The organism is Vibrio sp. MEBiC08052, from assembly GCF_001506075.1.
Taxonomy (GTDB): Bacteria; Pseudomonadota; Gammaproteobacteria; order Enterobacterales; family Vibrionaceae; genus Vibrio.
On the sequence record NZ_KQ947475.1, the window covers coordinates 1,466,135 to 1,478,264 of the forward strand.

The following is a 12,130-nucleotide window of genomic DNA, read 5'->3' on the forward strand; positions in this document are numbered from 1 at the left end:
ACCGAAAACGGGAAATGCATATTATATGTTGCCTGACAGAATGCGTTCTGCTGAGCGTTGGATTTGGCGTAGTAATGTGGGTGCTAACGCGGCAATATGTCGCTGTTCTTCCAAAACTGCATGTAAGATATCTTTTGTGGTCAACGGATTGGCGAGTACGGCACGGAACACGATGGTATTGAGATACTGCCAACGTTTCGGTGTCAGTTGCGTCCGGGAAACGAATGATTTGCCGGATTCTCTTTGCTTTTTCTGAATAAATTTTGTCAGTTCATTCAGTTGTTGATTGAGTTGAGCAAGGGTATCACCAGTACTGTGTTGCAAGGCGAGACGAGCTTGTTCGGGGACATAACGATAAGTCAGTAAACACAATTCAGGTTCTGAAACGAGTTCGAAGTCATCCTGTTGACGGATAAGGTCGGCAAAATAAGCTGCTTTTTGAATGCTTTCATTGATCAGCAATTCGTAACCCGCCCGACTGATGATATGCATACATGCATAGACCAACATTGCCATACCGGAGCGAGAACCTTCCAGCGTCCGGCTGCCTAAATCTTTCGATCCTTCACGGAGAATATACTGAGCATGATGCTCAATCGCATGACTTGATGTGGGGGACTTAAACAGCACCATCCCGGCGCCCATCGGGAGGTAGAGTTGTTTATGGGCATCGATTGTCACTGAATCGGCCTGCTCGATGCCGTTGAGCAGATGGCGGTATTGATGCGACATCAGTGTTGCACCGCCCCAGGCTGCATCGACATGGAAATGACACTGTTCCTGCTGACAGATGGCCGCCATTTCCGCCAGCGGGTCGATATTGCCAGTTTCAGTTGTCCCGGCGACACCCACCACTGCAAATGGTAAAATCTGTTGCTGCTTCAGTTGTCGTATCGTGGTTTGGAGTGCATCGGGTTTGATTTTATTGTGTTCATCAGTCGGAATGACCACTAACCCTTGTTGACCGATTCCCAGTAAATCCGCTGCTTTTTTTAACGAATAATGGCCACGTTCTGAAACCAGAATCGCTAACCCTTCATAGCCATAATGTTTCATCGCCCGGAATAGACCTTCTTTTTCGACACCCTGAAATGCGCCCTGAGCTTTGAGAGCATTATTGCGGGCGACCCATAACGCCGTGATGTTGGCGATGGTGCCCCCAGAGCAAAATGCCCCCAGAGAATGGTTGGCACTATGCATCCACTGGGTATAAAAGTCTTCGCTACCTGTATAGATCAGTCGGTGTAACATGCCGATGACCTGACGTTCGAGTGGGGTAAAGGCTTTCGATGTTTCAATTTTGACTAGGTTTTGGTTCAGAGCGATCATGATCTTTGACAACGGCATCAGAAAATAGGGCAGTGCAGATGTCATATGACCGATAAAACTGGGAGCCGAAGTATGGACCGATTGAGCAACAACCTTATCCAGCAAATGCTGGGTATGTTCAGAGACAAACACCGGTTGTTCCGGAATTTGTGAGGATAGAAAATCTTGCTCAATTGCTTTCAGCGGCTTTTCTTCGGAAACGATATGTTCTCGTAAGAACTGATTAAGGTTCTGAGAAATCTCTTCTTCGATTTGGGTCAGCGTGGACCCCGGACCTTCCGGTATGGTAAAAATTCGAAGCAGGCTATCAAAATTGGCTTCCGCTGTTTTGCTTTTTAAAACCATAAAGCTATTAAATCGTGTCGTGGCCTATTCTGGCGGGACAATCTAAACGAAAATGTCGTGAATGTCCCGCATTAATTGTGGGTTTGCCAAACAGCCATTGTCTCAATGATGGCTGTATTGGGTGGCTCAATAATCAGGAGTCAAAATCCAGATGAATGAATGATCGAACGAATCTGAGATTTAAAGTCGTTATCTGATAAGTTACTTAACTCATATAAGACTTCAGCCCCGGTTGCGTTGATTTCTACCTCATGATCGTCAATGCTTTCGTCTTGTTCACGGAACAGCAGTAAGTGGTAAGCAATTTTGGCGACATCAAGATAAGAGACTTCTCTTGGTTTATGCGGTCTCTCTTTGTTCGATGCCACAGAAAGAAAATCCTGATCAAATCCCCATGTTTTGAGGACATGATAGCTGGTCCGGTTACAACGAGATTCAAAAATACGCATTGCCAAGTCATGATCAAGGTAGTTGCCTTGTTCAAGATAGAGGTGGTATTCGTTGAGTAAGCAGAATAACCCGATATCCGCTAATAGACCGACGAGCAACGCTTTATCTGATTCCAGATAAGCATATTCCTGTGGATCCAGATGCTTAAATGCGTTGGTAACCAGAACCATCGTTGCACATAACTTTCTTGAGTTGGTCGCGCTTTGGCGCAAGATTTGATTACAGTCATCCCGAAGATTTACCGAGTATTTCAGTTGTTTCACTGCCTGTGCCGTGACAATGTCTCTGACCCGAAAAATCCCAAGTCTGGATACAGCGGTGTTGATATCGCTATAGGCAATACTTCTGGAATTAAAAATGACGGAATTCGCAATACGCAGGACAACCGCTGTCAAACCCGGATCATCGATCAAACACTCTGCGACATCAGTGACAGTCGTCACTTCATCCAAGCAGAGTTTCTGGATTTCCAGCACGACCTGAGGGATCGGAGGGAGTTCTATCTTTCCGCTTCGTATAGACAATTCAACCATTTGAGCAAATTCGGTTTCAATTGCCTGAAATAAGGCTTGTTGATCACTCGGAAGCCAAAAAAAAGAGACGTGATTCATATTCATCAGATTCGTTGCTATTTACGTTATTTTAGCGTTGCACTGACAGCACCGCAATGAATTATCGGTGAGTTATAAAAAATATCGGTCTTACGTTCAAATTGAGAATACACACGCATATTTATTATATCTGCGTGATTGCTCTGGTTTTGATGGGACTCATTTCACACCCCTTGCCGAGATTTTAGAAATCAATTCGTTATATCTTTTAAACCGACAATAGAGCGATAGCTCGGATGTTCCCGCTATGAATCTCCGAGTTATCGCCTATGAAGTCAGCCTGAAATATACGTATAACGACTACCGAGGCTAGGGTAAATGATAGCAACAAAATTTTTTGATTACTTAATGGAAAGAGAAAACTTTGACACGAAGTCAATATTTGGGGATATCGGGCTATTTTGGCAAGACGCCATGTTTGCTTTAATTAGCACAAATCATATTTATATTCGAGGAGGAGGTGTTCTGGATGAGAAATTAAATGATTTAAATTGCTCAAAATATGTCTTTGTTAAAAAACAAAGTATTTCTAAAGTGAATTATTATGATATTACTGAATTATTTCAATCTGGTTATCCCTATCTGGGAGAGCTTATCAGTCGTTCGAAGGCATTGGCTATTTTTCAGAAAAAGCAAAAATATGCATTATCGAACCGACGCTTGAGAGATTTACCCAATTTACACTTGACCATCGAGCGGATGATGAAGAAATCAGGGATTCCGGATGTTGCCACATTCTTTAAACTGGGTGCTTTGAAAGCCTTTATCAAAGTCAGGCAATTATATGGCACGACGACAGACATCAAACTGTTGTGGAAATTTGTGGGAGCCATTGAAGAAGTACACTGGAAACTGATTCCGGAAAGGCGCAAACAACAGTTATTGAATGAATGCTGTATCCTGATAGAAACAGAGGAGGGATAATATTGAACAGCCAAGTCGCTTAACTTGGCTGTATTAGTCATGAGTAATCAGGAGGTTAATCGTTTAAATCAGTATTTGAAGCGGGCACTTAAGATGATTTGATCATCATATGTGTCATTAAAGCGAGCTTCAGCAGCAACCGAGAACAATTCTGTAGAGTGGAAGCGAGCGTAGGCAGCACCCAACCAATCGTCATCATTATCAATGCTCAGATAACCCACTTTGCCACCGACTTCAAGTTGTGGCCCCAACCACTGGCGAACACCCAGATTCAATTCCATACCGGTATCACTACCTCGGGAGTCATCATAATCAACCATGCGGACTAACATTTCACCTGTGAAATCAGCCCAGTTGTTAATGGGTGCGTGGAAGCCTAAGCCGCCTGTTAGATCGTAATCGCCTTCAAGTTTTGAATCGACTCGTCCTATTACATGCGCATTGGGATGAACTGACATACTAAAACCAGCACCATAAGTATTGGGACTAATACCTATCCGAGCTTCATAGTAGTCATAACTGAAGTTGCTCATCACCGATGGACTGTTTGGATCTACCGCTGCAAATGTATAACCAGAGGCTAGTAACAACACTGTTGCACTAATAATTTTACGCATAACCGAACCTATCTTATTTAGAATCCCTGTAAAATGGCAGTAATTCTGCCTTCAATCAACCCTTTAACACATCATAAACCGGATGAGAGGCATAATGCTACCTTTAGAGTGTCATGCTTTTGTCGTGTGAGTAAATCGTTTGCAAATACGATGCCATAAATAAGAGCCAAAACACACTTCTATTATTGGTGAGGGAACGATAGCCATTGTAAGCAAATGACTATCGAAGACCGCTTAACCATTCTTCAACAGTACTCTAGCTTCATCAGTGCTTCGAATTACTCGCCAAATTCACGACGTCGCTGCGACAGTGCTGCGAGTATTTCCGCTGTATCCAGGATCTTCATCCAAGGTGACAGATCGGTTTCGTTCTGAATCATATACTGAGTGAGTTGGTGTTTAATAGCTTGGCGAAGCGCATCTCCTTGCCAAGGTTTACTGATATAAAAATCCAAACCGGCATGATTGATTGCCGTGACGGTATCATCAAGGCCAGCTTGTCCGGTCAGGAGAACTTTACGTGCCGTTGCAGTTTGTGGGTCGGCATTAAGCTCTATCAGGAATTGAATACCCGTCTGCTCCGGCATGATGTGATCACATAGAATCAGTGCCAGAGGAATATCTTGTTGTTGGCAGTCAGACAGCACTTCTTTTGCCTCCGATACCGACTGTGCTGCCTCGACGACGAAATCATCTTCAAAACAGTCTAGGTCCTGAATCACGCTGTCCAAAATTTCCCGTTCGTCATCAACACAGAGGATCAAATAACGTTGATTCATAGTGTGCTCCTTCATCATCACTATTCATGATTGCATGTGTTCATCAATGCCCGGCTGGATAAGGGGCAGATAAACATCAATCGTTGTGCCTTCGCCCACCTGTGAATTGAGCTGAATCCAGCCTTGATGTTGTTGAATAATCTGTTGACAGACTGAAAGACCGATCCCGAGACCGAAGTTTCCTTCTTTTTTGGTAGTAAAGTTTAGTTCAAAAATCTGATCTTGGAGTTCAGCCGGAATGCCTGTTCCGTTATCGGTTACGGTGACACACAGGTAAGCGCGATGCTGATACTCGACCTGACGGGTGTGTATTTCAATCTTGCCATTGTGTTCAGGAAGAGCGTCGAGTGCATTCGACAGTAGGTTGACCCAGACTTGTTGTAATGCGGTAGGTTGGCCATAAACCGATGAAGTTTCTGCATATTCTTTGATCAGTTGGTGCCTTTTGAGTCGGTTTTCAAAAATGACCAGAGTATCTTCAAGTCCCTCATGAATATTGACGGGAAGATAGCCTTCGTCATCTGCACGCGCATAACTTTTCAGGCCTTTAACCATATCTGTGATCCGTTGAGCGCAGATAAGCACTGACCGCAGCGCATTTCCGGTTTTCATATAATGTTCGAGTTGATGGACGTGCGCTCTGGCCTCGGTCTGTTCTATGCTGAGTTGTTCGATTAAATCACGATCATGATCCAGTTGTAATTTGACCAATTTTTTGGCAAGGCTGCGGTCCGGTAGCTGATTTTCCAGTGCTTTCACCCGTTGTCTCTCTTCTGATGTTGAAAGCGGGGTGACGGTCATGGCACGGTGCAGTAATTCAGTGGCTTGCTCAGTCAATGCCGGTGTGTGTGTCTTGAACACCCATTCAATTTGTTCCGCCAGTGTTTCAGCACCGCGTAGAATTGCTGCGACAGGGTTATTCAATTCATGGGCGACCCCGGCCACGAGTTGACCGAGGACGGCAAGCTTTTCCCGTTCGACTAACTGTTGCTGGGTTGCCTCCAGTGATTCGAGCGTTTTTTGTAATTCAAGTTTTGTGGTAATGCTGCGTTGTAAGCGCCGGTTAAAATGGCGTAAAAGCAAGTTGGTGAACAGTGGCAGCAGTTGACTGTCTGAATGCATTACTTGGGTAAAAACTTCCCGATCCAGTTTAATCACATGGGTTTTAGTGAGTGTCACTGCGGTTGAAAAGGAAGGCTCGCCCGTCACAAATGACATCCCTCCGACCAGATTTCCTTTGGGATGCCGGACGACTTCGCGTTCATGGCCGAGTTCATCTTGCTTAAATAGTGCCACTTCTCCTTGAGTGATAAACCAAAGAAACTGATTTTCTTCTCCTTCCCGGGTGAGCAGGTGATTGGGGGAGTAAGTCCGGCACGCGTGGGTTTCATCTTTTTGCTCAAAGAAGGCATACAGGAGAACGATCACCTTTTCTGCCAGTTCAGTATCACTCATCTGATGATAATCATGAATAAATCCCTGCCGGAAATGTCGCATGGAATTATCGACATGGGCGCGTAAAAGTTGTTTCTGGTCGAGCACTTGGCTGTAGTCTAATAAGTTGTCCGATTCGGTATCGAGAATAAACCGGGTCAACTCTTTGTAGGCGGTTTGGTACAATATTTGGTTCGGTAATGGCTTGGTGAGCGCGTGATCCAATCTTCCTTCATTGACGGCAGAGAGAATGACCTGAATATCTTTTCCCGCGCTAATGAGCACTTTTCTGGCATTCTTGGTGTGGGGCTGTTTGTCAAGCTGAATTAAGAAATCTGCGCCATTGAGCGCATCATGGTGGCAGGCGATCACTAAAGCGACAATTTGTGAACGTTCATGAATAAAATCCAGTGTATACTGCGCGTCGCTGATCGAATCGACACAATATAGATCGAACAGGCCGGTAAACGGGGTCAGTTCATGCTGATACTGTTCCACACTGATCGGGTTGTTATCTAAGCAGATAATCGCGTAGTGGTTCACAAAGCTCTCACAGATAAGAATATCTTTTTGAAACTTTACCAAGGTTTTACGGATGGGGATGAGAGCTAAGTTCTATAATGAGCGGTTTGTCGGTGAAAAGAAATGAAACAGTCTGGATTGCATGATTGATGTGAATCTCATCGATGAATACCATTGAAAGTGTAACAATAAATATTCAAATAACTTTTCTGCTTAAACGGATGTGTATTAGTGATAAGGTTTTTGAGTATGTATGATAGACAATAAACTATAGAGATCCTGTGTTATGAATCAACTTAAAAAAGTAGCAGCGGTTGGCGGTGCGGTCTGCTTGATGGCTTCTTGGCCATTAGTCGTCGGACAGATCGCCGAAAAAGTATTTAAAGACAATATTGCCAATATTGATAATCAGTTAGTGACGGCAAAAGTCCTGAATTATGACCGTGGGTATCTTTCGTCACAGGTTAAAACTGAGATTCAGGTGACTGACCCGGGCTTAAAAGCACAAATGCAGGATGATGATTTACCCACGTCATGGATTTTGAACAGTGACGTGAAACATGGCCTTTTTTCTATTCATGCCGTCACTCAGTTAGTCAATCAGCCGGATAAGCTGATAAAAATCGTGACCCAGACACAGCTCAACGGCAATACCCATTTTGAGGTGGATAGCCAAGTGACGCATTATCAGGGTAATACATGGTCGATGACATTCACACCGATGTCACTGTCTGGTGATGTCACAACGTTAGGTGAAATTGATTATCAGCTGGATATCCCATCTGTGCAGTTTAGTAATGCTGATCTTCAGATTCAGGTGAATAATCTTTATGGCAATGGTCAGGGTAAAAAAGAGAAAGGATTCTGGATTGGTTCTCAAACGCTCCAGGTCGATAAGACCGTGATGTCTGATGACTCTGGTCTGGGAGATTTTACTTTAGAGAATGTTGGGTATCAGAACACCTCATCTATGGATGCCGATCGGACCCGATACGATACTCGTCAACAATTTAACATTGCCAAAATTTCGGCTCAGGATGGTGTAGTTGAACATCTGAATGTGATTTTCTCGATGGGACAGCTTGATGTCGATAGTTTGGCGAAGATCGCTGAAATATTGGAGCATTATGCCGATATCACGCCAACTGATGCGCAAAATTTACAGCAAGCGCTTGATCAACTGGTTTCTAAAGGGTTTTCAATTGCGTTAGAACAGCTGGATATCGGTTTAGCACAAGGACAAATAGAGTCCAAAGTTGATCTGCAATTGCCAGAAGATATGCAACAAACTATGCAAGATCCGCTAGCTGTCGTCAAAAAACTGACAGGGCATGTGGAAAGTCAAGTGCCTAAAGCGGTTGCTGATGCTTTCCCTGTATTGCGGCAAGGCGTCGATGAGCTGGTGACCATGCAAATGATGCAGGAAAATGGTGATGCCTATCAGATGAACGCAACCGTGCAAGATGGCGACCTTGTTTTTGAAAGTGGGAAAAAAGTGCCGCTGATGGCAATATTAATGTCAGCGATGATGCAAATGTAACCACTTTTTATCGTTCAAGCGATTTATTCTGGGTTATTTCAGCACCAGCATTCGAAAAGAGGCAATTCGCCTCTTTTCTGCTTTTTTTGTCACCGGAAAAGTGATATTAATCAAAGCCTCTATTATAAATGCATGATTGACCGTAGGAGCAACGAACCCATGAAGTTAAAGTCTGACACCGTGTATAACTTCAGTGCAGGCCCTGCAGCTTTACCAAAAGCCGTGATGGAACAGGCGCAAGCCGAATTTATCAACTGGAATCAACTGGGCACATCTGTGATGGAAATCAGCCATCGCAGTAAAGAGTTTATTCAAGTTGCCCAAGAGGCAGAGCAGGATCTCCGGGAACTGTTGAACGTTCCTGATAATTATAAAGTCCTGTTTTGTCAGGGTGGTGCCAGAGCACAATTTGCGGCTGTGCCGTTAAACTTATTGGGTCAGTCAACCAAGGCGACTTATATTGATGCCGGATACTGGGCAGAGAGTGCAATTGATGAAGCGAATAAATACTGCGACATCGATTTATTTGATGCTAAAACCGAAATTGACGGACAAATGGCCGTGAAACCAGCCAGTGAATGGCAGGTTGCTCCAGACTCAGCGTATGTTCACTTCTGTCCGAATGAAACCATTGATGGCATTGAGATTAATGACCTGCCAATTACGGATAAACCGATTGTAGCAGACATGTCTTCTAATATTCTGTCTCGGGAAATTGATGTCAGTCAGTACGGTGTGATATATGCCGGCGCCCAGAAAAATATCGGACCGGCCGGGATTACGATTGTCATTGTTCGGGATGATCTGCTGGAACTGGCTCATAAGGTGTTACCGACGGTTCTCAACTATAAAGAACTGGCGGAAAAAGATTCCATGTTCAATACGCCACCAACGTATGCTTGGTACTTGTCTGGTCTGGTGTTTAAATGGCTGAAAAATCAAGGTGGCGTGAAAGCAATTGAGCAGATCAACCGCGAGAAAGCGGAAGCACTTTATGGTTACATTGATCAGTCGCCATTCTACCGTAACACGATTCATCCGAATAACCGTTCTCGAATGAATGTTCCGTTCCAGTTGGCAAACCCTGAACTGGATGGCAAATTCCTTGAACTGGCCAAAGAAAGAGGTTTGGTGGCATTGAAAGGTCACCGTGTCGTGGGCGGTATGCGGGCGTCACTTTATAATGCAATGACACTAGAAGGTGTTCAGGCATTGGTCGCGTTTATGCAAGAATTCGAGGCGGAATACGCATAATACTGAATTTACAGCCGATTGATTGAAAAAACGCAGCAAAATTGCTGCGTTTTTTATGGCTTATGATAATTTGACCCGTTTTGATTTCGCTGGATTTTTGCCTCGTTGCTGCGACTTGGCCGGCTGAGATGGCGTTTTCTGGGATTGATTGCGACCCTCGCGCAATGGCGCAAATCCCGGTTGAGATTTGGTATGTTTGGTCGCAAAACGGTTTACCCCATGTCTGCCGGATTTTCGACGTTGTGCCGGTGTTTGTTTCTGTTGGTCTTCTGCCGGAATCAGGCAGTGTGGGGCGTCACCAATCAGATGTTTTTTGCCCATATCAACCAATGCTTGTCGTATTAACGGCCAGTTATTCGGATCATGATAGCGAAGTAATGCTTTATGCAAACGGCGCTGGCGCTCTCCTTTGGCGACCGGTACAACATCGCGCTTTTTATACTTGACGCGTTTGAGCGGATTCGTCTCTGCATGGTACATCGCTGTGGCGTTACACATCGGGGATGGGTAAAAATTTTGAACCTGATCGCATTCAAAATTATTTTTCTTCAGCCATAGCGCCAGATTCAACATATCCTCATCTTCGGTGCCGGGGTGCGCGGAGATGAAGTAGGGGATCAAATACTGTTTTTTCCCAGCTTCTGCGCTGTACTGTTCGAACATCGCTTTGAACTGCTCGTAAGCGCCCATACCGGGTTTCATCATCAGATCTAATGGCCCTTTTTCGGTATGTTCCGGGGCAATTTTCAGGTAGCCGCCGACGTGGTGCGTCACCAGCTCTTTGACATATTCCGGGGATTCAATGGCTAAATCGTAGCGCACACCAGAAGCAATCAAGACTTTCTTAATCCCTTCGACCTCCCGGGCTGAACGGTAGAGATCAATGGTATGTTTATGATCAGTATTGAGTTTGTGACAGATCCCCGGGAACACACAGGAAGGACGCCGACAATTGGCTTCCGCTTTCGGATCTGAGCAGCCTAAACGATACATGTTGGCCGTCGGCCCGCCGAGGTCAGAAATTGTTCCGGTAAAACCGGGAACTTTGTCGCGAATCTCTTGCAACTCTTCCAGAATCGACTCTTTGGAACGATTCTGAATAATCCGCCCTTCATGTTCAGTGATGGAACAGAAAGAGCAGCCGCCAAAGCATCCGCGCATAATATTGACTGACGTTTTGATCATATCGTAGGCCGGAATCTTCGCTTTTCCGTAACGAGGATGGGGAACGCGGGCATAAGGTAGACCAAAGACAAAATCCATCTCTTCGGTAGAAAGCGGAATCGGTGCCTGATTGACCCATAATTCCCGATCACCATGCTTCTGGATTAAAGCACGGCCTGAGTAAGGGTTGGTTTCCAGATGGAGCACCCGGCTCGCATGAGCATAAAGAATTCGGTCATTGACCAGTTTTTCATACGACGGCAGACGTACCGCAGTCGTTTCAGCATCGTGGCGAGAGGGACGTACCGTAATCGGCTGCGCTTGCGCCTCACTGGTGTTGGTTTCACAGGCGGGTTCGGCCTGATACGGATTGGTCGGCACAAACGGTTTTCCCGGTTTTTCTATCCGCGAAGAGTCGATGATTCGATGGGTGTCCGGCGCTTGAGAGCAGATCACTGCTGTGCCGCGAATACGCGTCATCGACTGAATTGATTCTCCCCGTGCCAGCCGGTGAGCGACTTCGACCAGTGCCCGTTCGGCATTACCAAATAGCAAAAGGTCAGCCTTAGCATCGAATAAGATCGAACGACGAATTTTATCGGACCAATAGTCATAGTGGGCGACGCGACGAAGGCTGGCTTCGATACCACCTAAAATAATCGGTGTCTCTTTATAAGCTTCGCGGCAGCGTTGGGAATAGACCAGCGTGGCGCGATCCGGCCTTTTCCCCCCTTCATTTCCGGGCGTATAGGCATCATCATGACGCAGTTTTTTATCTGACGTGTAACGATTGATCATCGAGTCCATGTTACCGGCAGTGATACCGAAAAACAGGTTTGGCTGCCCCAGCGCCATGAAATCATCTTTGTTGTGCCACGCCGGTTGCGAAATAATACCGACCCGGAATCCTTGCGCTTCGAGCAGACGGCCGATAATCGCCATGCCAAAGCTTGGGTGATCAACATAGGCATCACCGGTGACGATGATGACATCACAGCTATCCCAGCCCAACTGGTCCATTTCTTGTCTGCTGGTTGGCAGAAACGGTGCGTGACCGAAGCACCTGGCCCAATAGGGTTCATAGTGATGAATTGGCGTGATGTTGCTGTGCATATTTTGACCTCATGAATGTGCGGCGGGCATTATAGCGGCAAGTGAGAG

At 45.4% G+C, this 12,130-nt stretch carries 9 protein-coding genes; 3 read left to right on the plus strand and 6 right to left on the minus strand.

Annotated features, from left to right (window positions below):
* Positions 1–21: 21 nt before the first annotated feature.
* Together panP and VRK_RS06470 are read right to left on the minus strand one after the other, a co-directional pair.
* Positions 22–1,674, minus strand: coding sequence for a pyridoxal-dependent aspartate 1-decarboxylase PanP (panP, locus tag VRK_RS06465; RefSeq protein ID WP_059120610.1), 1,653 nt, complete (start codon positions 1,672–1,674; stop codon positions 22–24).
* Between the two features lie 140 nt (positions 1,675–1,814).
* Positions 1,815–2,735: an HDOD domain-containing protein gene (locus VRK_RS06470; RefSeq protein ID WP_059122686.1), complete on the minus strand. Its 921-nt coding sequence runs from the start codon at positions 2,733–2,735 to the stop codon at positions 1,815–1,817.
* A gap of 318 nt (positions 2,736–3,053) precedes the next feature.
* On the opposite strand from VRK_RS06470, the gene VRK_RS06475 reads away from it, so the two are divergent.
* The gene (locus tag VRK_RS06475; RefSeq protein ID WP_059120611.1) at positions 3,054–3,659 is read left to right on the plus strand and encodes a TfoX/Sxy family DNA transformation protein; all 606 of its coding nucleotides are present in this window, start codon (positions 3,054–3,056) and stop codon (positions 3,657–3,659) included.
* A 68-nt stretch (positions 3,660–3,727) separates the two neighbouring features.
* Here VRK_RS06475 and VRK_RS06480 read toward each other — a convergent pair whose 3' ends face one another.
* The 3 genes from VRK_RS06480 to VRK_RS06490 form a co-directional block, all read right to left on the minus strand.
* Complete coding sequence (locus VRK_RS06480; protein WP_059120612.1) at positions 3,728–4,276, minus strand: hypothetical protein; 549 nt, start codon at positions 4,274–4,276, stop codon at positions 3,728–3,730.
* Positions 4,277–4,554: 278 nt separating this feature from the next.
* Positions 4,555–5,055 (minus strand): response regulator, encoded by a 501-nt coding sequence (locus VRK_RS06485; RefSeq protein WP_059120613.1) that lies wholly within the window; start codon positions 5,053–5,055, stop codon positions 4,555–4,557.
* Positions 5,056–5,079: 24 nt separating this feature from the next.
* Positions 5,080–7,032: an ATP-binding protein gene (locus VRK_RS06490; RefSeq protein ID WP_059120614.1), complete on the minus strand. Its 1,953-nt coding sequence runs from the start codon at positions 7,030–7,032 to the stop codon at positions 5,080–5,082.
* Positions 7,033–7,297: 265 nt separating this feature from the next.
* On the opposite strand from VRK_RS06490, the gene VRK_RS06495 reads away from it, so the two are divergent.
* Both VRK_RS06495 and serC read left to right on the plus strand, forming a co-directional pair.
* Positions 7,298–8,551 carry a DUF945 family protein gene (locus VRK_RS06495; RefSeq protein WP_059120615.1) on the plus strand — a complete coding sequence of 418 codons (1,254 nt, stop codon included), beginning with the start codon at positions 7,298–7,300 and terminating at the stop codon, positions 8,549–8,551.
* A 159-nt stretch (positions 8,552–8,710) separates the two neighbouring features.
* The gene (gene serC, locus VRK_RS06500) at positions 8,711–9,805 is read left to right on the plus strand and encodes a 3-phosphoserine/phosphohydroxythreonine transaminase (protein WP_059120616.1); all 1,095 of its coding nucleotides are present in this window, start codon (positions 8,711–8,713) and stop codon (positions 9,803–9,805) included.
* A 60-nt stretch (positions 9,806–9,865) separates the two neighbouring features.
* Here the strand turns inward: serC and VRK_RS06505 are convergent, their stop codons facing one another.
* Positions 9,866–12,082: a YgiQ family radical SAM protein gene (locus tag VRK_RS06505; protein ID WP_082671332.1), complete on the minus strand. Its 2,217-nt coding sequence runs from the start codon at positions 12,080–12,082 to the stop codon at positions 9,866–9,868.
* Positions 12,083–12,130: the final 48 nt, after the last annotated feature.

Coding starts and splice junctions, on each gene's coding strand:
- VRK_RS06485 (WP_059120613.1), bottom strand. CDS start 5,055: ATGAATCAACGTTATTTGATCCTCTGTGTTGATGACGAACGGGAAATT.
- VRK_RS06505 (WP_082671332.1), bottom strand. CDS start 12,082: ATGCACAGCAACATCACGCCAATTCATCACTATGAACCCTATTGGGCC.
- VRK_RS06470 (WP_059122686.1), bottom strand. CDS start 2,735: ATGAATCACGTCTCTTTTTTTTGGCTTCCGAGTGATCAACAAGCCTTA.
- serC (WP_059120616.1), top strand. CDS start 8,711: ATGAAGTTAAAGTCTGACACCGTGTATAACTTCAGTGCAGGCCCTGCA.
- VRK_RS06495 (WP_059120615.1), top strand. CDS start 7,298: ATGAATCAACTTAAAAAAGTAGCAGCGGTTGGCGGTGCGGTCTGCTTG.
- VRK_RS06480 (WP_059120612.1), bottom strand. CDS start 4,276: ATGCGTAAAATTATTAGTGCAACAGTGTTGTTACTAGCCTCTGGTTAT.
- panP (WP_059120610.1), bottom strand. CDS start 1,674: ATGGTTTTAAAAAGCAAAACAGCGGAAGCCAATTTTGATAGCCTGCTT.
- VRK_RS06475 (WP_059120611.1), top strand. CDS start 3,054: ATGATAGCAACAAAATTTTTTGATTACTTAATGGAAAGAGAAAACTTT.